20 protein-coding genes are annotated in these 20,397 nt (G+C 68.3%); 9 read left to right on the top strand and 11 right to left on the bottom strand.

Annotated elements, in window-relative coordinates; genetic code table 11:
• The first annotated feature begins 148 nt into the window (after window positions 1–148).
• Entirely contained in the window at window positions 149–988 is an 840-nt protein-coding gene (locus AC3B6A_RS22845) for a kinetochore Spc7 family protein (RefSeq protein WP_488399393.1), read from the top strand.
• Between the two features lie 116 nt (window positions 989–1,104).
• Here AC3B6A_RS22845 and AC3B6A_RS22840 read toward each other — a convergent pair whose 3' ends face one another.
• The 8 genes from AC3B6A_RS22840 to AC3B6A_RS22805 all read right to left on the bottom strand — a co-directional run bounded on the left by AC3B6A_RS22840 (window position 1,105) and on the right by AC3B6A_RS22805 (window position 9,599).
• Window positions 1,105–2,478 carry a 4Fe-4S binding protein gene (locus AC3B6A_RS22840; protein WP_488399392.1) on the bottom strand — a complete coding sequence of 458 codons (1,374 nt, stop codon included), beginning with the start codon at window positions 2,476–2,478 and terminating at the stop codon, window positions 1,105–1,107.
• The gene (locus AC3B6A_RS22835) at window positions 2,475–3,323 is read right to left on the bottom strand and encodes an FTR1 family iron permease (protein ID WP_488399391.1); all 849 of its coding nucleotides are present in this window, start codon (window positions 3,321–3,323) and stop codon (window positions 2,475–2,477) included. Before AC3B6A_RS22835 ends, AC3B6A_RS22840 begins: the two co-directional genes overlap by 4 nt.
• Window positions 3,324–3,337: 14 nt before the next feature.
• Window positions 3,338–3,664, bottom strand: coding sequence for a cupredoxin domain-containing protein (locus AC3B6A_RS22830; RefSeq protein ID WP_488399390.1), 327 nt, complete (start codon window positions 3,662–3,664; stop codon window positions 3,338–3,340).
• A 59-nt stretch (window positions 3,665–3,723) separates the two neighbouring features.
• Window positions 3,724–4,254 carry an iron transporter gene (locus AC3B6A_RS22825; RefSeq protein ID WP_488399389.1) on the bottom strand — a complete coding sequence of 177 codons (531 nt, stop codon included), beginning with the start codon at window positions 4,252–4,254 and terminating at the stop codon, window positions 3,724–3,726.
• Window positions 4,255–4,458: 204 nt separating this feature from the next.
• Window positions 4,459–6,579 carry a TonB-dependent receptor gene (locus tag AC3B6A_RS22820; protein WP_488399388.1) on the bottom strand — a complete coding sequence of 707 codons (2,121 nt, stop codon included), beginning with the start codon at window positions 6,577–6,579 and terminating at the stop codon, window positions 4,459–4,461.
• A gap of 412 nt (window positions 6,580–6,991) precedes the next feature.
• Window positions 6,992–8,041, bottom strand: a complete 1,050-nt coding sequence (locus AC3B6A_RS22815; RefSeq protein ID WP_488399387.1) for an alkene reductase — start codon at window positions 8,039–8,041, stop codon at window positions 6,992–6,994.
• A 30-nt stretch (window positions 8,042–8,071) separates the two neighbouring features.
• Complete coding sequence (locus AC3B6A_RS22810) at window positions 8,072–9,235, bottom strand: MFS transporter (protein WP_488399386.1); 1,164 nt, start codon at window positions 9,233–9,235, stop codon at window positions 8,072–8,074.
• Window positions 9,236–9,281: 46 nt separating this feature from the next.
• A complete protein-coding gene (locus tag AC3B6A_RS22805) occupies window positions 9,282–9,599 on the bottom strand; it encodes an ArsR/SmtB family transcription factor (protein ID WP_488399385.1) in 318 nt (105 codons plus the stop codon).
• A gap of 271 nt (window positions 9,600–9,870) precedes the next feature.
• Between AC3B6A_RS22805 and AC3B6A_RS22800 the strand changes: the two genes are divergently transcribed.
• The gene (locus AC3B6A_RS22800; protein ID WP_488399384.1) at window positions 9,871–10,464 is read left to right on the top strand and encodes an acyl carrier protein phosphodiesterase; all 594 of its coding nucleotides are present in this window, start codon (window positions 9,871–9,873) and stop codon (window positions 10,462–10,464) included.
• A gap of 75 nt (window positions 10,465–10,539) precedes the next feature.
• Window positions 10,540–11,406, top strand: a complete 867-nt coding sequence (locus AC3B6A_RS22795) for a universal stress protein (protein WP_488399383.1) — start codon at window positions 10,540–10,542, stop codon at window positions 11,404–11,406.
• Window positions 11,407–11,551: 145 nt separating this feature from the next.
• On the opposite strand, the gene AC3B6A_RS22790 is transcribed toward AC3B6A_RS22795, so the two are convergent.
• Both AC3B6A_RS22790 and olsB read right to left on the bottom strand, forming a co-directional pair.
• Complete coding sequence (locus AC3B6A_RS22790; RefSeq protein ID WP_488399382.1) at window positions 11,552–12,322, bottom strand: lysophospholipid acyltransferase family protein; 771 nt, start codon at window positions 12,320–12,322, stop codon at window positions 11,552–11,554.
• Complete coding sequence (gene olsB, locus AC3B6A_RS22785) at window positions 12,322–13,077, bottom strand: L-ornithine N(alpha)-acyltransferase (protein WP_488399381.1); 756 nt, start codon at window positions 13,075–13,077, stop codon at window positions 12,322–12,324. The genes AC3B6A_RS22790 and olsB overlap by 1 nt, the downstream gene beginning before the upstream one ends.
• Window positions 13,078–13,224: 147 nt before the next feature.
• On the opposite strand from olsB, the gene AC3B6A_RS22780 reads away from it, so the two are divergent.
• From AC3B6A_RS22780 to AC3B6A_RS22760, 5 genes are all read left to right on the top strand, one after another.
• The gene (locus AC3B6A_RS22780; RefSeq protein WP_488399380.1) at window positions 13,225–14,121 is read left to right on the top strand and encodes an acyl-CoA dehydrogenase family protein; all 897 of its coding nucleotides are present in this window, start codon (window positions 13,225–13,227) and stop codon (window positions 14,119–14,121) included.
• Window positions 14,122–14,231: 110 nt separating this feature from the next.
• Window positions 14,232–15,017: an oxygen-binding di-iron domain-containing protein gene (locus AC3B6A_RS22775; RefSeq protein WP_488399379.1), complete on the top strand. Its 786-nt coding sequence runs from the start codon at window positions 14,232–14,234 to the stop codon at window positions 15,015–15,017.
• A 244-nt stretch (window positions 15,018–15,261) separates the two neighbouring features.
• The gene (locus AC3B6A_RS22770) at window positions 15,262–16,404 is read left to right on the top strand and encodes a serine hydrolase domain-containing protein (RefSeq protein WP_488399378.1); all 1,143 of its coding nucleotides are present in this window, start codon (window positions 15,262–15,264) and stop codon (window positions 16,402–16,404) included.
• Complete coding sequence (locus AC3B6A_RS22765) at window positions 16,401–16,748, top strand: amidase (protein WP_488399377.1); 348 nt, start codon at window positions 16,401–16,403, stop codon at window positions 16,746–16,748. Before AC3B6A_RS22770 ends, AC3B6A_RS22765 begins: the two co-directional genes overlap by 4 nt.
• Window positions 16,749–16,791: 43 nt before the next feature.
• Complete coding sequence (locus AC3B6A_RS22760; protein WP_488399376.1) at window positions 16,792–17,388, top strand: YceI family protein; 597 nt, start codon at window positions 16,792–16,794, stop codon at window positions 17,386–17,388.
• Window positions 17,389–17,779: 391 nt separating this feature from the next.
• On the opposite strand, the gene AC3B6A_RS22755 is transcribed toward AC3B6A_RS22760, so the two are convergent.
• Window positions 17,780–19,279, bottom strand: coding sequence for an MFS transporter (locus AC3B6A_RS22755; protein ID WP_488399375.1), 1,500 nt, complete (start codon window positions 19,277–19,279; stop codon window positions 17,780–17,782).
• Between the two features lie 108 nt (window positions 19,280–19,387).
• Between AC3B6A_RS22755 and AC3B6A_RS22750 the strand changes: the two genes are divergently transcribed.
• Window positions 19,388–20,293, top strand: a complete 906-nt coding sequence (locus AC3B6A_RS22750) for a LysR family transcriptional regulator (protein ID WP_488399374.1) — start codon at window positions 19,388–19,390, stop codon at window positions 20,291–20,293.
• The last annotated feature ends 104 nt before the right edge of the window (window positions 20,294–20,397 follow it).

Genomic DNA, 20,397 nt, shown 5'->3' with positions numbered 1-20,397 from the left:
CGAGGGGAACCGAGACGCCCGTGGCGAGGTCTTCTGTGCGCCGACGAGGTGCGTTGCGCTCCGTGATGGCACGCTGCTCACGCCTTCGCCCGAACGGATATACTGCGCCCAGCGCAGGCAACACGCCGCTTTCCCACAGGTTCACTCCATGCGTAACGACACGTTCGACGAATTCGATGATGTGCCCAGCCTCTCCACCGACTCCTCCGACCGCGACGAGTTTGGTCACCACCCGCGCCGCGTGGTCGAGCCCAGCGGCCGTCCGCTGCCCCAGCCGGCGAAGCAGGGCGGCAGCACCGCCCCGCTGTGGGCGCTGGTCGCGGCCCTGGCCATCGCCCTGGGCGGCGTGGCCTGGTGGAGCCACCAGCAACTGATGCTGATGGAACAGCAACTGATCGCCACCCAGGAAAGCTTCGCCAAGATCAGCGAGGAGGCCGCCGGTCGCCTCGACGACATCCGCGGCAAGTTCGTCGCCAACGAATCCAACGGCACCACCGACCGCGAGGCGCTGAAGCTGCAGGTCAAGCAACTGCAGGGCCGCCTGGCCGAGCAGGCGAAGGCGCAGCAGACTTCCCTGTCGGAATTCGACGGCGCCCAGGGCAAGCGCCTGGCGCAAGTCAGCGCCGACCTCAAGGCCCAGCAGGAGAGCGCCGCGCTGCTGATGTCGCAGCTCGACGTCAAGCTCAAGTCCATCACCGACGAACAGGCCAAGTACCGGAGCGTGCAGAGCGACCTGGCCGCCGCCAACCAGCAGATCCAGGGGCTCAACACGGAAATCGCCAACCTGAAGAAGCAGGGCAACCAGAGCCAGGCGATCAAGAGCCTGCAGGACGATCTGCTGATCCTGCGTTCCGAGGTCGATGGCCGGCAGAACCAGCAGGGCGGCAACACCGCCGAGTTCGACGCCTTCCGCGCCCAGGTGATGCGCAACATCAACACCCTGCAGCAGCAGGTGCAGAACCTTCAGCAGCAGCTCAGCGCGCGCTGACCCTCAACGCTGCCGCCGCTGCACAAGCCCTCGCTCTCCGGAGCGGGGGCTTTTTCGTTGGGCGACCCCCGGTGGCCGCGAGTCGTGGCGTCGAGCGGTTTTTGCCGGGGGCCGGCTCAATTCCAGCCCCAGAACATCAGCCACCAGCCGGCCAGCACCGGCGCGCCGGCCAGCGCCAGGCAGGCCAGCACGACCGGCTGGCGCAGCGGTGCGACGCCGCGCCGGCGGACGATCCGCCAGCCCAGCCACAGCGCCCAGGCTCCGGCACCCGCCAGCATCAGCGCCCGCGCCGGCTGCACCCAGGCGAGCACCAGCCCTTCGTAGCGCAGCAGCTTCACGGTGGTGGCCGAAAGCCCGAGGAACAGCCCGCAGCCGCCCAGCGGAATCAGCGCCTGGGCCAGGTGCGCGTAGAGCGCCCGGCCGCGCCCCGACAGCCGGCAGGCCAGGCGCAGCATCGCCGCCAGCCAGCCGCCCATGAGCAGCGCCCAGGCCAGCACGTAGACGACCAGCACGCCGCCATCGAGCCAGGTGAAGACGTCGTTGTTCTGCGGGTAATGTGTCAGCAGCCACCAGGGTGCGTCGGCTTCCAGCGGCCAGACGATCCCCCGTTCCACCAGCCATTCCGCGCTGCCCTGCTTGAGGGCGACGAACCAGGGGCTGAGCGTCCAGTTGAAGGCGCCCATGGCCAGGCCGATCACCCCGAAGAACAGCAGGCGCACGGGCCAGGGGCCTTCCGCGCGCTGGCCGTGCACGACGATTTCCTCGCTCGGCGAGCGCGGGCTCAGCGCCACGGCGCCGCGCTGGCCGCTGCAGCGGCCGCAGGAGTGGCACTCGGCGCATCCGGTCATGCGGCGGATGTCGATCAGCGGCGCGCAGTTCGGCGTCGGCAGGTGCGGCCCGGCATTCGCCAGCCAGCGCTCCTCGTCGACGCGGAAATGCACCGGCGCCAGCCGCGCGAGCAGGCTGAACACGCCGCTGACCGGGCACAGGTAGCGGCACCAGACGCGTTTGCCGCGCCCGTAGAGGAAGCCCACGAGGATCGCCGCCAGCGTCGAGCCGCCGAGGATCAGCAGCGCCGGCAGCGCGTAGTCGTAGACGCTGACCAGTTGCCCGTAGAGGGTGGTCATGCAGAAGGCCAGGAACGGCCAGCCGCCCCAGCGCATCCAGCGCGGCACGCCGCGTCCCCGGCCGTGGCGGCTGGCCCATTCGCTGAGCGCGCCCTCGGGGCAGAACAGGCCGCACCAGAGCCGTCCGAACAGCACCATCGAGAGGAGCACGAACGGCCACCAGATGCCCCAGAAGACGAACTGCGCGAACACCGCCAGGTGATCGAGCATGCGCGCCTGCGCCGGGGGCAGGTCGAGGCACGCCGGGACGATCAGCAGCACCGCGTAGAACAGCACCACGGCCCATTGCAGCCCACGGATCAGGCCGGCGTGCCGGCGCATGGCATCCCCCAGCCGGGCCAGCCACGAACGCACGCCGTTCATGCCAGCCGGGCCTCGGCGCGCGGTTCGCCGCGCCGGCACAGGCAGCGGGCCAGCAGCCAGTAGGCCGGCAGCAGCAGCGCCAGCAGCGTCGGCGCGGCGCGGTAACCGGCGAACCCGGCCAGCAGCGCGCCCGGGCCGTGGCTGTCGTCGAGCCAGGCGGAGGTATCCCAGAGCGGGTCGCCGAACAGGCCGTAGCACCATTCGGGCAGGTCCAGCGCCATGACCTGTCCGGCCACCCGGTCCAGCGCCGCCATCAGCAGGGCGCCGCCGAGCAGCAGCAGGAGGATTTCGCTGACCTGGAAGAAGCGCCGCCAGGTCAGTATCCGCGAGGACCACTGCAGCGCCGCGTAGGTGGCCAGGGCCAGCAGGAAGCCGAGCAGACCGCCCAGCGCGAGCCAGGTCCAGTCCGCGCTCTGCTGCGCGACGATGCCGTAGAGGAACACCACCGTCTCGCTGCCTTCGCGGGCCACCGCCAGCATCGCCAGCAGCAGCACGCCCCAGCCGCCGTCCCGGGCGATGCTGCGCTCGGCGTCCTGCTCCAGCTGGCGCTTCATGCCGCGCCCGTGGCGGTGCATCCACACCACCATCTGCAGGATCAGCAGGCTGGCGCAGAACACCATGGCGGCCTGGAACCATTCGCCGGCCGGCCCCGCCAGCCATTCGCCGGCGAGCATGAACAGCGCGGCCAGCGAGCAGGCCAGCGCCACGCCCAGCGTCACGCCGCTCCAGAGCATGCGCAGGCCGCGCGCCGGCTCGGGGCGATGGCTGAGCCAGGCATGCAGGATGCCGACGACCAGAAGCGCCTCGACGCTTTCGCGCCAGACGATGAACAGCGATTGCAGCATGGGGTAGCTCCGGATCAGCGCGCCACGATCTCGCCTTGCGGCAGACCCATGTGGAACTCGTCGAAGAAGGGATAACTGCCGGGACGCAGGGGATGGATCACCACGAAGGAGGTGACGCCCGGCGACAGCACTTTCTCCACCCGCAGCGGCGTGCTCTCGAATTCCGCCGGCCCGCTGCCGGCATTGCGCACGACGACCTTGAAGCGCTGCCCGGCGGGCACTTCCAGCGTTTCGGGGGTGAAGCGGCCATCGGTGATGGTCAGTTCATAGGTGGGGAGCGGTCCCGCCTGCGCGGCAACGGCGAACGGCACTGCCAGCAGGCAGAGGAAGATGCGCAACATGACGACCTCGCGACTCTCGGAAAGGGAACGCCGCACCCGCAGCGGGCGCGGCCCGCGCATCAGTAGCCGCCTTTCTTGCCGATGCCGGCGTAGGTGAAGTCGTATTCCACCTTGCAGGTCCCGAACCAGGGCGCCACGCCGGTTTCCTTGTCGACGTGGCGGCCGAACATGGACGCTTCGGACGGCGGCAGGATGGTGTAGGTCAGGTGGTACTTGCCCGGCCCGAGCAGCTTGACGTTGTCGCCGTAGTGCGGCCCGTCGCTGGCCACCATGCCGTGGAAGTCGCCCTTGAGGACCTGGTCGCTGCCGTCCTTGCGCAGTTCATAGGCCACGCTCAGGTGCGGCACCCAGCTGCCTTCCTGGAAGCCGTTGGGGTTGTCGGCGGTGGCGGCGATGTCGGCTTCCAGGTGCACGTCGGATTGCGCCGCGGCGCGCATCATTCCTGGCGGGTCCATTTCGATCGGCTGCAGGTACACCGCGCCGATCTCCATCCCGCCGCAGGCCTGCGGCGTGCCGATGGGGTATTCCTTGGCCGCCACGAACGGGCTGGCGAGCGCCAGCATCACGGGAATGGCACGATTGACTCGCATGGTCTTCTCCTGGGCTTGGTCGGTGAGAAACAGCGGGTCAGACTCTAGAAATTCTCGGGTGCCATTGAGAATGATTTGTATCAATAATTTCTGACATTCAGCGCCGCGTACCTCTTCCGGGCACCTCGCTGTCCCGCCAAGCGGCGTGCGCGACTGCGCCGCAAACGCGGCGCAGTGGTTCTCGACGACGGGAGCTCGGGCTACCTAGAAGCGGTAGTTGAGGCTGGCTTCGAGGGTCCGGGGTGCGCCGGGGGTGATGAGGTCCACCGAGCCGTGCGCGGAGGCGTAGTAATCACGGTCGAAGGCGTTCTTCAGGCGCAGCGCCATGTCCCAGTGCGGCACGCTGTAGAGCAGGGCCGCGTCGAAGGTGGTGTAGCTCGGCATCACCACCTTGTTGTCCAGCGCCGTGTAGCGGTCGTCGACGTAGTTGGCGCCGGCGGCGACGCGCCATTCCGGCGTGAGGCTGCGCACCAGCCAGAGATTGGCGCTGTTGCGCGGGGTGAGCGTGGGCACCTGGCCTTCGTTGGATACGCCGTTGGTCTTGCTGTTGGACTTGGTGATTTCCGCATCGAGGTAGGCGTAGCCGGCATAGATCTGCCAGTTGTCCGTCAACTGCCCGCTGATCGTGGCCTCGAAGCCGTCGGTGCGCTGCTCGCCGGCCAGCACGGTCAGGTTCGGGTTCGCCGGATCGGCGGTCTTCATGTTGGTGCGTTCGAGGCGGAAGATCGCCGCGGTCACCGAGAGGCGGTTGTCCAGCAGGTCCCACTTGGTGCCGATTTCGTAGTTGGTGGTTTCCTCGGGTTCGAGGTTCTGGTTCGACGGGCTGACCGCGAACACTTCGCCCGAGGGCTGGTAGCTGCGGCTGACAGAGACGTAATAGGACTGGATCTGGTCGGGCTGGTAGACCAGGCCGGCGCGTGGGCTCCAGGTCTTGTCGGTGCGGTCGAGGTCGACGTTCTGCGCGCGATCGTCGTCATATTCCTGGCCGAAGATGTCGTAGCGCACCCCCAGCAGCGCTTTCCACTGGGCATTCAGCTCGATCAGGTCCTGCACGTAGAAACCGGTGGTCTCCTGGGAGTTGGTGCCCTTGGACGACAGGTTGGCGGCGTGATCCGGGACCGGAACCAGGCCATCGCGGAACACCGGGACCTGGGCCACGTTGTTCTGGTTGAACACCCGCTGGTGCTTGTCCTGGAAGCCGACCTCGACGCCATACAGCAGGCTGTGCTGCATGCCGGCCAGCTGTGCCCGCTGCTTCAGTTCGGTCTGGTTGAACAGGCCATATTCGTCACGCGCCACGTTGCCGCGGTTGAGCTTCACCAGCAGTTCGCCGTCGGGAGCGGTGACGAAGCGGGTCGGGCTGCTGTCGGCCAGGGTGTTGTTGCGGTCCAGGTCGTAGCGGTAGAAGCGGCTGGTGTTGGTCAGGGTGAGGTCGTCGTTGATGTGGTAATCCAGGCCGGAGGTGAGCGAGAACACCTCGCTGCGGGCATAGTCCTGGTCCGGGTCGCCGGAGCCGAAACGCTTGTCCCGGTCGACGTCCACCGGCCGGTTGCCGAGGGCGGGGATGCCGAAGTCGATCAGCCGCTTGTCGTACAGGTAGCTGGCGCCGAGGTTCAGCTCCAGGTCGTCGGACAGCTGGAAGTAGGCCGAGGGCGCGATGGCCTTGCGGTCGATGTAGCCGTCGTCGCGGAAGGTGTCGCTGTCCTCGAAGGCGCCGGTGACGCGGTACGCCTGGTTGGTCTGCCGGTCGGCCCAGCCGGTGTCGAACTGCGTGCGGCGCTTGCCCTCGCTGTCGACGGTCATGCCGACCTCGTGCCTGGGCGCGAAGCCGGGGGTCTTGGAGACGCTGTTGATCAGGCCGCCGGAAGAGCCACGGCCATAGAGCACGGCGGCGGGGCCCTTGATGACCTCGACGCGCTCGACGTTGGAAAGGTCGCGGAAGTACAGGGCATCGTCGCGGATGCCGTCGATGTACATGTCGCCGATGGCGCTGAAGCCGCGGATGGTGACTTGGTCGCGTTGCCCATCGCCGTTGGACAAACCGACGCCGGGTACGTTTTTCAGCACGTCCTCCATGGACTGGGCACCCTGGTCCTTGATCACGCTCTCGGGCACGACGTTGACCGTCTGCGGGATGTCTCGCAGGGGCGCGTCGATCTTCAGCGCACTCTTGCTGTCGCCGGCGTTATAGCTTGGCTGCTCGTAAGCGCCGGTGATGGAGGTCTCCGGCAGCGCCAGGGCGTCCTGGGACTCGGCGTGAACGGTGGGGATGACCAGCAGGCCCAGTATCGAGAGGGATGCCGGGGCAACGGACTTTTTTGCCATTGGGGCGACTCATTGTTTTTTGTGGTTAATGATTTGTTAATTATTCTCAAGTGCGAATTGTATGTAAATGATATTGATTTGGTTTTCAGGTGATTCCGCTTGCACATCGAAGCGCCGGCCGAGCGCATGGGCTCGTCGACCGCGCGGGCAGGCGCCTGGAAATCTCTATCGATGCGGACGGGGAGGGGGAGCGGCAGCCTGACGGGCCGCGCCTGATCCACCTGCCGCTCGACGACAGGTGGATCAGCTCTTCGTAGGAGCGAGCTTGCTCGCGAACCTCTCGGCGCCGAGGCTCGGCCTGTTCGCGAGCAAGCTCGCTCCTACAGGAACGCGCTCACGCACTTGGCGTTCGGGAATGAAAAAAGGGCGCCTTCGCAGGAAGGCGCCCTTTTCGCTGGTGCTGGCCCGGCCCTTACAGGCGCGGGTAATCCAGGTAGCCGACCGGGCCCTTGGCGTAGAAGGTCTCCGGGTGCGGCTCGTTCCAGGCGGCGCCTTTCTGCAGGCGGGTCACCAGGTCCGGGTTGGCGATGAACGGAATGCCGAAGGCCACCGCGTCGGCCTTGCCGCTTTCCAGCCATTCATTGGCGGTTTCCCGGGTGAAGCGCTCGTTGGCGATGTACACGCCGCCGAAGATTTCCTTCAGTTTCGGGCCGATGCTGTCGTCGCCGGCTTTCTCGCGGGTGCAGATGAACGCCACGCCGCGCTTGCCCAGCTCGCGGGCCACATAGCCGAAGGTGGCCAGCGGATCGGCGTCGCCCATGTCGTGGGAGTCCATGCGCGGCGCCAGGTGCACGCCGACGCGGCCGGCGCCCCACACGCCGATCACGGCGTCGGTGACTTCCAGCAGCAGGCGCGCGCGGTTCTCGACGGAGCCGCCGTACTGGTCGGTGCGCTGGTTGGTGCTGCTCTGCAGGAACTGGTCGAGCAGGTAGCCGTTGGCGCCGTGGACTTCCACGCCGTCGAAGCCGGCGGCCTTGGCGTTCTCGGCACCGATGCGGTAGGCCTCGACGATGTCGGCGATCTCTTCGGTTTCCAGGGCGCGCGGGGTGACGAATTCCTTGATCGGACGCACCAGGCTGACGTGGCCGGCCGGTTTGATCGCGCTCGGCGCCACCGGGGTCTCGCCGTTCAGGTACAGCGGGTCGGAGATGCGGCCGACGTGCCACAGCTGCAGCATGATGCGTCCGCCGTTGGCGTGCACGGCCTTGGTGATGTTGGTCCAGCCGCGCACCTGGTCGTCGGACCAGATGCCGGGGGTGTCCGGGTAGCCCACGCCCATCGGGGTCACCGAGGTGGCCTCGCTGAGGATCAGGCCGGCGTCGGCGCGCTGGGTGTAGTACTCGGCCATCAGCGCGTTGGGCACGCGGCCTTCGTCGGCGCGGCAGCGAGTCAGCGGGGCCATGACGATGCGGTTGGGCAGTTCCAGGTCACCGATGACGATGGGATCGAAAAGCGTGGTCATTGCGTTACTCCGGGGCGTGAGGATGGAGGATCAATCGAGAACGGTTTGGGTCTGGTTGGGCTTGCCGCTGAAGGCGATCATCACCGCGAGCAGCGCGAGCACGGAAAGCAGGGCGCCGGCCAGGGGCACGCGGGTCAGGCCCAGGCCGTGGTCGATGACGCTGCCGCCGATCCAGGCGCCGATGGCATTGCCGACGTTGAAGGCGCCGATGTTCAGGGTGGCGACCAGGTTCGGCGCGGCGCCGCCGACGCGCACCACGTTGACCTGCAGGGCGGGCACCGCGGCGAACGCGGCGGCGGCCCAGATGAACAGGGTGATCTCGGCCGGGATCAGCGCGGCGCTGGTCCAGCTCAGCACGCTGGAGACGATCGCCATGGTGGCGAACACCCCGGCCAGGGTGGTGCCCAGGCGCCAGTCGGCGAGGCGCCCGCCGACGATGTTGCCCAGGGTCAGGCCGAGGCCGATCAGCACCAGCGACCAGGTGATGCCGCGCGGCGAGACCCGGGTGACTTCACCCAGCAGCGGCGCGACGTAGGTGAACAGCGCGAAGACGGCCGCCGAGAACAGCACGGTGGTGCCCAGCGCCAGCCACAGCGGGCCGTTGCGCAGCGCGGCGACTTCCCGGCGCATGTCCACCGCTTCCTCGTCGTGCTTCTTCGGCAGCACGCGCCACAGGCCGATCAGCGCGGCGACGCCGATCAGGGTCACCGCCCAGAAGGTCGAGCGCCAGCCGGCGACCTGGCCCAGCGCGGTGCCGGCCGGCACGCCGAGGACGTTGGCCAGGGTCAGGCCGGTGAACATCAGCGCCACGGCGGACGCCTTGCGGTTGGCCGGCACCAGGCTGGCGGCGACCACCGAGCCGATGCCGAAGAAGGCGCCGTGGCACAGCGCGGTGATGATCCGCGCGAGCATCAGCAGGCCGTAGTTGGCGGCCACCGCGCAGAGCAGGTTGCCGAGGATGAAGATGCCCATGAGCATCAGCAGCGCGGTCTTGCGCGGCAGGCGGGCGGTCAGCAGCGCCATGATCGGCGCGCCGATGGCCACGCCGAAGGCATAGCCGCTGACCAGCCAGCCGGCGCTGGGAATGGAGACGGAGAGGTCGCCCGCGACCTCGGGCAACAGGCCCATGATCACGAATTCCGTGGTGCCGATGGCGAACGCGGACAAGGCGAGGACGAGAAGCGATGTGGGCATGCGCCTGCTCCTGGAAAGTGGGATGGTGTTGGCGGGCAGTCGCCGGTTACAGCGCTTCGCTCAGGTGGCGAACAAAGGCCTGGATGGTTTCCTCGTTGCGCTTGAAGAAATTCCACTGGCCGACTTTTCGACTGGTCACCAGGCCCGCGCGCTGGAGGGTGGCCAGGTGCGCGGAGACGGTGGATTGCGACAGACCGGTGCGCTGGTCGAACTTGCCGGCGCAGACGCCGATCTCGAAGGATTGGTGTTCCTGCTCGACGAAGTAGCGCTCCGGGTCCTTCAGCCAGCGCAGCATGTCGCGCCGCACCGGGTGGGCCAGGGCCTTGAAGATTTCGTCGAGATCGAGAGTGGGTTGTTCAGTCATGGGCGCATCGGTATATCGCGTTGAGGCGAACTATATATCGGGCAAAGACGATATGAATTCGTTTGGGGCGATAGTAATGATCGACTGGCGTGATAGTAGCCTTCGAGGTGCGCGCTGGAGCGCGCTCTTGTAGGAGCGGAGCTTCTCCGCGAACACCGGCGCGCACTGAACGCTTCGCGGACAAGGTCCGCTCCTACGAAAGCGCACCACAGCCGATCGGCGACGGCTTCCGTTCACACAGTCCCGCAGCATTCCGCGCTACCCTCTGCCCATGAACTATCTCGCGCATCTCCACCTGGGCGGCGACCGGCCCGCCCAACTGCTTGGCAGCCTCTATGGCGACTTCGTCAAGGGACCGCTCGCCGGCCAGTGGCCCGCCGACATCGAGGCGGCGATCCGGGTGCACCGGCGCATCGATGCCTTCACCGACGGCCACCCGTTGATACACCTCGCCAAGACGCGCTTCCCGCAGGAGCGCCGGCGCATGGCCGGCGTGCTGCTGGACGTGTTCTTCGACCACTGCCTGGCCCGCGACTGGGCGCTGTTCTCCGACGAGCCGCTGGAGTACTTCACCCATCGCGTCTACGGTGTACTGGGCCGCACGCCCGGCTTGCCGGAGCGCCTGGCGCGCATCGCGCCGCGCATGGCCGCGCAGGACTGGCTCGGCAGTTACCGGGAATTCGAGGCGCTGCAGGATGTGGTGTCCGGGATGTCCCGGCGCCTGTCGCGCCCGGCCCTGCTGGACGGCGCCTGGGAGGAGCTGGAGCGCTTGTACCTGCCGCTGAGCGCCGACTTCCGCGAGTTCTACCCGCAGCTGCAATCCTTCGCCAGAAATCTGCCGGAGTCGATGAGCGGTCCGGGCTGACTTGATATGTGTCAACCGTCTGGCGCACCGGAGCGTGTGCAATAGACCCATCTGAACGCCGATGAGAGGAGCAGCATGATGAAGTCGTTAATGGTCGCAACGGACCTGTCTGGCCGTTCGGAAAAGGCTTTGCATCGCGCGGCGGCGCTCGCCAAGCGTTTCGCCTGCCCCTGGACCGTGCTCTACGTGGTCGACGAGGACCAGCCGGCCGCGCTGGTCGAGCAGGAGGCGACCCAGGTCAAGATGATGCTGGAGGCGCGCCTGGTCGAGCTCGCCGGACTGGGCGGCAGCAGCCCGAAACTGATGGTCGAGCGTGGCGATCCGAATCAGCGGATTCTTTCCGCGGCCAAGAGCATGGACGTCGAGCTGCTGGTGATGGGCGCCCATCGCAAGAGCGTGCTGCGCGACATCTTCGTCGGCACCACGGTCGAGCGCGTGCTGCGCGCCGGCCAGTTGCCGGTGCTGGTGGTCAACCAGCCGGCGAGCGGGGAGTACCGCGACCTGCTGCTGGCGCTGGACACGTCCCATGCCTCGGCCAACGCGGTGAATGTCGCCGGCGCCCTGGGCCTGCTCGACGGTGCGGTGCGCCGTGGGGTCTATGCGTTCAGTCCGCTGGCCAAGGGCATGATGCAGTACTCCGGGGTCAGCGAGGAGCGGGTCGACGAGTTCGTCAGCACCGAGACGCGCCAGGCCGTGGATGAGCTGAAGCAGTTCCTGCGCGACGAGCAGCTGGAAGATCGCATCGATGAACAACTGGTGGCCGTCGGGCTGCCGGGCAACGTCCTGCAGCGGATGGTCGACAAGCGCCGGCCCGATCTGCTGGTCATGGGCACCCGGGGCATGGGCGGGATCAAGCGTGCCCTGATCGGCAGTGTCGCCGACTACGCGCTGCGCGAACTGGATTGTGACATCCTGGTCGTGCCGCCGGAGGCCGGCGCCTAGAGACTGTTTTCAGGCGTCACCGGGCGGCCCGAGGGTGCCGTCCGGCGCGCTCCGGAAGCCGCCTCGCCAGAGTGGGAACCCGCCGGCCGTGGGTTACGGCGGGCTCCAGCTCCTTCCTGTCTTCGCTCCGCTTTTCCAGAACGTCTCAGGCCGCGATGGCCGTTTCTTCCTGAATGTCACAGACCACCGCGTGGATCGCGTTGCGCGCCTGTTGCGCCAGCAGCGTGCGGTCCTGGTGGGCGCTGGACAGCGCCGGCAGCAGATGGATTTCCACCACGCCCCGATCCTGGCCGAACAGCCGCCGCAGGTGGCTGACCAGATCGTCGTCGCCGATGAAGGGCGCCAGCTCGCACGGCCGGTCGTCGCGGCGGTAGCGCAGCGCCACCGGCTGCACCGGCACGCCGGCCTCGATGGCGCTGGCCAGCAGGCGGCCGTGGAAGGTGCGCAGGTCGCGGCCATCGGTGGTGGTGCCTTCCGGGAAGACCAGCAGCGAGCGGCCGCGCGACAGCTGCGTGGCCAGTTGCGCGTTGACCATCCGGGCATCGCCCGAACCGCGGCGGATGAACAGCGTGCCGGCCTTCTCCGCCAGCCAGCCAGCCACCGGCCACTGGCGCACTTCCGCCTTGGACAGGAAGGTCAGCGGCAGCAGCGCGCCGAGCAGCGGGATATCGACCCAGGACACATGGTTGGACACCCACAGCATCGGCTGGCCGGGCAGCTCGCCGTGCACCTTCACCGCGAAGGGCAGGGCGGCGCTCAGGCGCGCCAGGAACCAGCGGGTCAGGCGCTGGCGCAGGGGCATCCAGTCGCGGCCGGGCAGGCGCTCCAGCAGGCTGACGAAGCAGGCCAGCGCCAGGCCCGTCGTCAGCACCAGCAGCAGGCGGGCGACGCGCAGCCAGGCGCGCAGGCTGCGCATCAGACCGCTGCCTTGAAGTGGCGGGCGTAGCGCGGGCAGAGCTCGTCGCGCTTGAGCAGGATGAACACGTCGGCGACGCCGAAGTCCGGGTCCCAGCAGGGCTCGCCGCAGATCTTCGCGCCCAGGCGCATGTAGGCCTTGAGCAGCGGCGGCAGCTCGGCGGTGAGGTTGTCCGGCACCTCCAGCGGCGGCAGCGGGGTCTTGGGCTCGGCGCGCAGGTTCTGCTGGCACAGGTAGCGGTCGCGCAGGCGCTGCATCACCGCGCGGGCCTGGATGCCGCCGTCGCGCATGGGGATGCTGGCGCAGCCCATCAGGTAGCGGTAGCCGCCTTCGTTGAGCACCTCGGCCAGCTCGCTCCACAGCACCGCGATGGTGCCGCCGTTGCGGTAGTCCGGGTCGACGCAGGTGCGGCCGATCTCCAGCACCGGGCCTTGCAGGTTGCCCAGGCCGTCGAGGGCGAATTCTTCTTCACTGTAGAAACGGCCCAGGCGCTCGGCGGCGCGGTGGTCGAGCAGGCGGGTGGTGGCCACCAGCGCGCCGGTGTTCAGGTCGCGCACGCCGATGTGGGCGCAGTGGCTGTCGTAATCGTCCATGTCCAGCCCCTGCTCCGCGCCCTTGAGCCGGGCGTCGAACTCGCTGCTGAACACGCGGTAACGCAGGGCCTGGGCTTCGCGCAGGGCGCGGGCGCCGTGCAGACGCACGGCCTGGAGACGGCGCTGCGCCGTGGTGTCACAAGAGAGGGCGATCTGACTCATGCGAGTGCCTCCGTGAGCCGGCCATGCGGGTTGCGGCCGGTCGGCTTTGTTGTGCAAGCTCAGGCTAGGAATGAGCGGTGTCACCCCCATGACGGTGCGGTGATGCTTGTATGACAGCGATGAAAGCCCTGAAGAAGGAGCACCGCGATGCCTTGGAAATGTCTGCTCGGCCCGCAGGATCGACTGCCCGCCGGAGCCGCTCTGGACGACTGGTACGCCGCACTGCTGGAACGCGCCGGCGCGCTCGGCAGCTTCGAACTGGCGGTGCTCGGCGGACGCCTGGCGGCGACCCCGGGGCTGGCCTTCCTCGCCGGCTACCAGGCGGCCCTGCGCGCGCTCTGGCCGGCGGCGCCGCTGAGCCTGGGGGCGCTGTGCGTGACCGAGAAGAAGGGCGTGCGTCCGGCGGACCTGCAGACCCGCCTGGACGGCCTGGTGCTGCACGGCAGCAAGGATTTCGCCACCGCCGCGGACAGCGCGGCCTGGTGGCTGGTGGCGGCGCGCGACGAAGAGCCCGGCACGGCGCCGCGCCTGGCGATGGCCGTGGTGCAGGCCGGCGCGCCCGGAGCGAAGCTGGAGCCGCTGCCGGCCCTGCCGCTGCTGCCGGACATTCCCCACGCCCGCCTGCTGCTCGACGGCGCCCATTGCGAGCGCCTGCCCGGCGATGGCTGGGAAACCTACAGCAAACCCTTCCGCACCCTGGAAGACACCCATGTGCTGGCCGCGATCTGCGCCTGGCTCTACGGCCTGGCCGCCGAGCTGCACTGGCCGGCGGAGCTGACGCTGCGCCTGGCCGGCGTGCTGGCCGGTTGCGCGGAAGTCAGCCGGCAGCCGGCCCACCAGGCGGAAACCCATCTGTTGCTGGCCGGGGTGTTCAGCCAGTTCGAGGGACTGTCGGCGGCCCTGGATGCCGCGTTCGCCACGGCTGATCCGGCGCTGGCGGCGGCCTGGACGCGCGACCGTGGCGTGCTGGCGATCGCCGGCGCGGCGCGGGCCAGGCGCCTGGAGAAGGCGTGTGCGGCGCTGGGGCTTGATCCAGGTCAGTGAGCCATGGGTAAAGGGTCGGTAGCCTTTGCGGCCTTTCTGCGGTCGTACCCAGAAATTTCCTCGCGGCTACCCACTTTTTTCCCGCTCACCACCTTGACAGGAATTACCCCATGCGACGCGAACCCATCGTGCTGTTCGACGACGGCAAACACCAGTGCCTGTGTTTCGACGATCTGGTGAGTGGCGATGGGGTCCAGTCCAACCAGTTCCTGATCGTCGACCACGGCAAGCGCCTGCTGCTCGATCCGGGCGGAGACCTGACCTACACCCCGCTGTCGCTGGAGCTGTCCAAGCTGTTCCCGCTGCAGGAGCTGGACTTCATCTTCGCCTCGCACCAGGACCCGGACATCATCGCCGCCCTCGACAAGTGGCTGCTGCACACCCCCGCCAAGGTCATCTGCTCCAAGCTCTGGGCGCGCTTCCTGCCGCACCTGACGGCCAACTACCTGGCGGTCAGCCACGGCATCTCCACCTATGACCGGGTCATCCCGCTGCCCGACCGTGGCGAATCCGTGCAACTGGGGCGCTGCCAGCTGAAGATGATCCCCGCGCACTTCCTGCACTCGGTGGGCAACTTCCAGGTCTTTGATCCGGTGAGCAAGATCCTCTTCTCCGGCGACATGGGCGCCTCCCTGGTGGACGACGCCACCCCGGTGCAGGACTTCGCCGCCCACCTCCCGCACATGGAAGGCTTCCACCGCCGCTACATGGCCTCCAACAAGGTCGCCCGGCTGTGGGCGTCGATGATACGCGGGATGGACGTCGAAATGATCGTGCCGCAGCATGGCCGGCCCTTCGTCGGCAAGGAAATGATCAGCGCCTTCCTCTACTGGATCGAAAACCTGCAGTGCGGCATGGACCTGCTGGGGCCGGAGGATTACCAGGTTCCGCGCTGAGAGCCTGCCCACGATCTGCCGTGCGTCGGCATGACGGCGTTAAAAACAGGCTCTGACCGCTCATTTACAGCTCGTAAACTCCGCGTCCTCGCCTGTTTTTTCCTTGTTCTGCTCTCGCTAGCAAGATCGTGAGCAGACTCTGACCGATTGCGCCAATCGTCCTTGAATACGGCACGATCGGCGCTTAATCCGTCATCTTCGCCGTGCTAGGGTGCGGGCCGACCCAATAACAAGAGGCCCCCCGATGCCCTTCCCCCTGCGCTCTTCCCGCAGCAAGCCGGTGCTGCGCGCGCTGGCCCTGGCCAGTTGCCTGCTCAGCGGCCACGCCCATGGCGACGACGCCTGGCCCGAGGCCGACTGGCCCCACGGCGCCACGCCCGCCGGCGCCGCCGTCCAGGCCTTCGAGGACTACGCCTTCCCCGCGCGCGACGACGCCACCCGCAAGGGCGTGCGCACCGACGCCGTGGTGGTGATCCGCGACGGTCAGCTGATCTACGAGCGCTACGCCGGCCCGACCCGCGCGCAGACCCCGCACCTGGCCTGGTCGATGAGCAAGAGCGTGATGGCCAGCGTGCTCGGCGTGGCCTTCGGCGAGGGTCGCTTCCAGCTCGACGACACGGTCGCCAGCCACTTCGCCCCCTTCGCCGCGCACCCGGACATCCACATGCGCCACCTGCTCAACTGGGCTTCCGGCCTGGCCTGGCAGGAGGACTACGAATACGCGCCGGTGCGCTCCTCGGTGGTGGCGATGCTCTACACCCGCGGCCGCGACGACATGGCGAAATTCGCCGCCGACTTCCCGCTCGACGCGGTTCCGGGGCAGCGCTTCCGCTATTCCAGCGGCGACAGCAACGTGCTCGCGGCGACCCTCCGGCAGATGGTCGGGCCGCAGGCTTACGCGGACTACCCCTGGACCGCGCTGTTCCAGCCGCTGGGCATCCAGTCGGCGGTCTGGGAGCGCGATGCCAGCGGCACCTTCGTCGGTTCTTCCTATGTCTACATGACCGCCCGCGACATGGCGCGCATCGGCCTGCTGATGCAGCGCGGCGGACGCTGGAAGGACCGCCAGTTGCTGCCGCAGGCGTGGATGCAGTTCGTCCTCGCGCCATTCCCCAACTACAAGCCGCAGGCGGAAAAGCCCGGCGAAGCGGTGCCCGGCGGCCAGTGGTGGCTGAACCGCGCGGTGGCCGGCGCCCCGGCGCCCTGGCCGAGCGCGCCGGAGGACACCTTCGCCGCCCTCGGCCACTGGGGCCAGGCGCTCTACGTGATCCCCGGGGAGAAACTGGTGATCGTCCGCTACGCCGACGACCGCGACGGCAGCTACCAGCACGACGCCTTCCTCAAGCTCGCCCAGGCGGCCTTCGCCCACGGGGAGATGCAGCCATGATCCGCCGTCATCCGCTCCTCGGCGCACTCGTCCTGCTGCTGCTCGCGCTGGTCCTGGTCGCCTGGCCGAACCGCGTCCACCTGGCCGCCTTCCCCGGCATCATCGGCGCCTACACCGCCAAGGAATACTGCTCCTGCCGCTACGTTATGGGGAACTCGGCGGACTATTGCCGGGCCTATACCCAGCAGTACGTGCCGATCAGCGCCTTCCTCGACGACGAAGCGCACAAGCGGGTGACCGCCCGCGGCCTCGGCAGTACCCAGACGGCCGCCTGGCTCGGCGCGCGCGAAGGATGCCGGCTGATGCACCAGGCAGATGCTTTGCCCGACTCGGGCAACCACTGACGGGCGCGTTCCACGGAGCGGGGCGGCCCGCTTCGGAGGACCGATGCCCTCTCTGAAATGCACGCTGATCTGCGCGTTGCTGCTGGCCAGCCCGCTGGCGCTGGCCGAGTGGCAACTGGACGGCGACACCTCGCGGATCAGCTTCGTCTCGGTCAAGCGCGGCAAGATGGCGGAAGTGCAGCGCTTCGACCAGTTGTCCGGGCAGATCGACGACAAGGGCGCGGTGCGCCTCGTCGTAGCGCTGGCCACCATCGACAGCGGCCTGGCGCTGCGCGACGAGCGCATGCGCGACGCGTTCTTCGAGGTCGAGCGCTACCCGGAGGCGACCATCACCAGCCAGCTCGACCTGAGCCGCTACGACGACCTGCAGGTGGGCCAGTCGCGCCCGGAAAACCTCGACTTCGACCTCGACCTGCACGGCCAGCAGCGCCGGCTGAAAGCCGAAGTGCTGGTCAGCCGGCCCAGTGAGGAGCGTATCGAAGTGACCACCCTGGAACCGCTGGTGCTCAAGCTGATCGACTTCAACCTGGAGGAGCGGCTGGAGCCGCTCAAGGAAGTCGCCAACCTCCCGTCGATCACCCCCGAAGTCCCGGTGTTCGCGGTGCTCGGCTTCCGCCAGGTGATCAAGCAGGCGCCGTGACGGCAGGACGCTCTCGTAGGAGCGGACCTTGTCCGCGATTGATCCCGTGCCGTGCGGTTCGCGCAAGGACTGGGCGTCCCCCTCGGTCCTACGAAAAGCGCGCCGGCGTGGGCCTGTAGGAGCGAGCTTGCTCGCGAACCCGCCCAACGCCGGACCTGCCGACTGATCGCGGACAAGGTCCGCTCCTACGAAGAGCTGAGGTGCCGTTGCAGGCTGGAACCCCGGGAAAAGCGCCGCGATTTCCCCCGGCTTTTGCCCACGGATCAGACCGACGCGGCGACCGCGACGGCAGGCGGCTGATGCTCTACCTGGAAGCCGAAGCCACAACTGGCGGAGAGGGCGAGGATGAGCGCGAACAGCAGGGCGGTCTTCATGGCGATTCTCCTGCGCTTCAGGGGCGGGCGACTTCCAGTCTACGCCCCGTCGTCCGGTGCGCGCCGAAGACCAGGAAACTGCCCGCCGCGAACAGCCAGGCGCTGATGCCGCCGTAGCCGAGCACCCAGCCGAAGCCCTGCACCAGGGCGGCCCGGGCGGCGGCGGGAGCGCCGCTGTCCAGTTGGCCGCTGGCGATGCTCGCGGCCAGTTGCAGACGTTCACCGCCCTCCATCTCCGGCAACCCGGCGGAGACGCCGGACAGCAGGATCAGCCCCATCACCGCGATGTTGATCGCCAGCGAGATCATCCGCGCGCTCATGTCGATGCCCGAGGCCATGCCGGCGCGGGCGGCGGGCACGGCGGCGGTGGAGGTGTTGGTCACCGTGGTGTTGGTCATTCCCAGGCCGATGCCGGCCAGCACGCAGCCGGGCAGCAGGGTGAGCCAGCTGGCGTGCGCCACGGCGCTGCCCCAGAGCATGAGGAAGAAGCCGGCGCCGATGAGGAACATGCCGCCGGGGATCACCCAGCCGGGTTGGAAGCGGTGCGCGAGACGCTCGGCGATGGGCGGCACCAGCAGCGTCGGCAAGGTGTAGGCGAGCAGCGACCAGCCGGCGGTCACGTCGTCGTAGCCAAGCACGCCGTGGTAGTAGACCGGCAGGTAGATCATCAGCGGCCAGAAGCTGACGTTCATCCCCGCCGAGCCGAGCAGGGCGCCGGAGAAGGCGCGGATGCGCAGCACCGAGAAGTCGAACAGCGGGTGGGCGACGCGGCGCTCGATCACGATGAAGGCCGAGAGGCACGCGATGCTCAGCGCCAGGATCGCCAGTGCCGCCGGGCTGGTGACGCCCATGCCGGCACCCTGGGTGATGTAGAAGACGGTACCGAGCACCGCGAGGGACAGGGTGAGCATGCCGCCGAGGTCGAGCCGTTCGGCCGCCGGGTCGCGGGACTCCACCGCGCCGTACTGCGCCAGTGCCAGGGTGAGCAGGGCGAGTGGCCCGTGCACGAGGAACACCCACTGCCAGCTGGCCAGGGCAACGATGGCGCTGCCGATGATCGGCCCGAAGCCCAGGCCGATGCCGAAGATCACGCCCCAGGCGGCGAAGGCGCGGACGCGCTCGGCCGGGTCGCTGAACTGGCTGGTCAGCACCGCCACCTGGCAGATCAGCATGACCCCGCCGGCGGCACCCTGCAGGAAGCGCCCGGCGATCATGCTCGGCATGTCGCTCGCCAGCCCGCAGAGCAGCGAGGTGAGGCCGAACAGCGCCAGGCTGATGACGAACAGGCGCTTGCGGCCGAAGCGGTCGGCCAGGGTGCCGGCGGCCATCAGCACGCTGGTGACGGCGATGGTGTAGGCGTTCATCACCCATTGCAGGTCCTGGAAATCGCCGTGCAGCACGCGCTCCAGGGCCGGCAGGCTGGCGGGGACGCTGGAGATTTCCAGACCGAACATCATCGCGGACAGGCACACCGCCGCCAGGGCGATGAGGTTTCTGGGGTTGTGGAGGGCAGTCATGGGAGGGGCTCCGTTTTCCGAGCCACCATTGTCGAAAAGAACAGGGTTCCCCATTGGCTCCGTTTCGTCCCATCATTGAGTCTTCTCGGGATTCAAACGGGCAGACCGATGGACGACCGACTCGATGGCATCGCCACCTTCGTCCAGGTGGTGGACGCCGGCAGCTTCGCCCTGGCGGCGGAGCGCCTGAACCTCACGCGCTCGGCGGTGGGCAAGGCCATTGCCCGGCTGGAGGCGCGCCTGGGCGTGCGCCTGCTGCAACGCACGACGCGCAGCCAGAACCTCACCGACGACGGCCAGGTGTTCTACGACAGCTGCGTGCGCGCGCTGGCCGAGCTGGATGCCGCGCATACCGCGCTGGAAGGCGGACGGATGGAGCCGCGCGGACGGCTGCGGGTCAGCGTGCCGATCTCCTTCGGCCACCTCTGCGTGGTGCCGCTGATGCTGGGGCTGGCGCGACAACATCCGACGCTGAAGATCGACCTGTCCTTCAGCGACCGCCGCGTCGACCTGGTGGAGGAAGGCTTCGACCTCGCCGTGCGCATCGGCCCGCTGGGCGACAGCGCCACGCTCGCCGCGCGCAAGCTGGGCGTGCAGTACACCAGCATCGGCGCGGCGCCGTCGTACATCGCGCAGCACGGCATGCCGGAAGGGCTCGACGATCTCGCCGGCCACGCCGCCATCAGCTACTCCGTCGCTGGCGTCACCTCGCCCTGGGACCTGCGCGACGACGACGGCCACGCGCGGCGTATCGACATCGACCCGCAGCTGAGCATGGACGACCTGCAGGCCATCACCGCCGCCGCCGTGGCGGGCTTTGGCCTGGCGCGCCTGCCGTCCTGGCTGCTGGCCCGGCATGTGAAACCGGGCGAGCTGGTGGTGGTGAAGGGGCGCTGCAACCTGCCGCCGCTGGACATCCATGCGGTGTGGCCGAAAAGCCGCTACATGCCGTCGAAGATCCGTTGCGCCATCGATGCGCTGGTGGCCGGGATTCCCGCAATGCTCGCCGACTGAACCCTTTGCGCCGGCGACTGCCCAAGGGCTCGCCCGCCGGCCGGTTTGCAAGCCGGCGGCGGGCCGCTATCGTTTGCCGCTGTTACACCCATTCATGTGCATAA

The organism is Pseudomonas sp. B12(2026) (assembly GCF_057767015.1).
The sequence above is the reverse complement of the archived record's forward strand: the minus strand, read 5'-3'. Positions and strand labels throughout refer to the sequence as shown.

What these genes read in the sequence shown, in the direction of transcription:
- AC3B6A_RS22845 (WP_488399393.1), top strand. Translation starts at nt 149, where the DNA reads ATGCGTAACGACACGTTCGACGAATTCGATGATGTGCCCAGCCTCTCC.
- AC3B6A_RS22840 (WP_488399392.1), bottom strand. Translation starts at nt 2,478, where the DNA reads ATGAACGGCGTGCGTTCGTGGCTGGCCCGGCTGGGGGATGCCATGCGC.
- AC3B6A_RS22835 (WP_488399391.1), bottom strand. Translation starts at nt 3,323, where the DNA reads ATGCTGCAATCGCTGTTCATCGTCTGGCGCGAAAGCGTCGAGGCGCTT.
- AC3B6A_RS22830 (WP_488399390.1), bottom strand. Translation starts at nt 3,664, where the DNA reads ATGTTGCGCATCTTCCTCTGCCTGCTGGCAGTGCCGTTCGCCGTTGCC.
- AC3B6A_RS22825 (WP_488399389.1), bottom strand. Translation starts at nt 4,254, where the DNA reads ATGCGAGTCAATCGTGCCATTCCCGTGATGCTGGCGCTCGCCAGCCCG.
- AC3B6A_RS22820 (WP_488399388.1), bottom strand. Translation starts at nt 6,579, where the DNA reads ATGGCAAAAAAGTCCGTTGCCCCGGCATCCCTCTCGATACTGGGCCTG.
- AC3B6A_RS22815 (WP_488399387.1), bottom strand. Translation starts at nt 8,041, where the DNA reads ATGACCACGCTTTTCGATCCCATCGTCATCGGTGACCTGGAACTGCCC.
- AC3B6A_RS22810 (WP_488399386.1), bottom strand. Translation starts at nt 9,235, where the DNA reads ATGCCCACATCGCTTCTCGTCCTCGCCTTGTCCGCGTTCGCCATCGGC.
- AC3B6A_RS22805 (WP_488399385.1), bottom strand. Translation starts at nt 9,599, where the DNA reads ATGACTGAACAACCCACTCTCGATCTCGACGAAATCTTCAAGGCCCTG.
- AC3B6A_RS22800 (WP_488399384.1), top strand. Translation starts at nt 9,871, where the DNA reads ATGAACTATCTCGCGCATCTCCACCTGGGCGGCGACCGGCCCGCCCAA.
- AC3B6A_RS22795 (WP_488399383.1), top strand. Translation starts at nt 10,540, where the DNA reads ATGATGAAGTCGTTAATGGTCGCAACGGACCTGTCTGGCCGTTCGGAA.
- AC3B6A_RS22790 (WP_488399382.1), bottom strand. Translation starts at nt 12,322, where the DNA reads ATGCGCAGCCTGCGCGCCTGGCTGCGCGTCGCCCGCCTGCTGCTGGTG.
- olsB (WP_488399381.1), bottom strand. Translation starts at nt 13,077, where the DNA reads ATGAGTCAGATCGCCCTCTCTTGTGACACCACGGCGCAGCGCCGTCTC.
- AC3B6A_RS22780 (WP_488399380.1), top strand. Translation starts at nt 13,225, where the DNA reads ATGCCTTGGAAATGTCTGCTCGGCCCGCAGGATCGACTGCCCGCCGGA.
- AC3B6A_RS22775 (WP_488399379.1), top strand. Translation starts at nt 14,232, where the DNA reads ATGCGACGCGAACCCATCGTGCTGTTCGACGACGGCAAACACCAGTGC.
- AC3B6A_RS22770 (WP_488399378.1), top strand. Translation starts at nt 15,262, where the DNA reads ATGCCCTTCCCCCTGCGCTCTTCCCGCAGCAAGCCGGTGCTGCGCGCG.
- AC3B6A_RS22765 (WP_488399377.1), top strand. Translation starts at nt 16,401, where the DNA reads ATGATCCGCCGTCATCCGCTCCTCGGCGCACTCGTCCTGCTGCTGCTC.
- AC3B6A_RS22760 (WP_488399376.1), top strand. Translation starts at nt 16,792, where the DNA reads ATGCCCTCTCTGAAATGCACGCTGATCTGCGCGTTGCTGCTGGCCAGC.
- AC3B6A_RS22755 (WP_488399375.1), bottom strand. Translation starts at nt 19,279, where the DNA reads ATGACTGCCCTCCACAACCCCAGAAACCTCATCGCCCTGGCGGCGGTG.
- AC3B6A_RS22750 (WP_488399374.1), top strand. Translation starts at nt 19,388, where the DNA reads ATGGACGACCGACTCGATGGCATCGCCACCTTCGTCCAGGTGGTGGAC.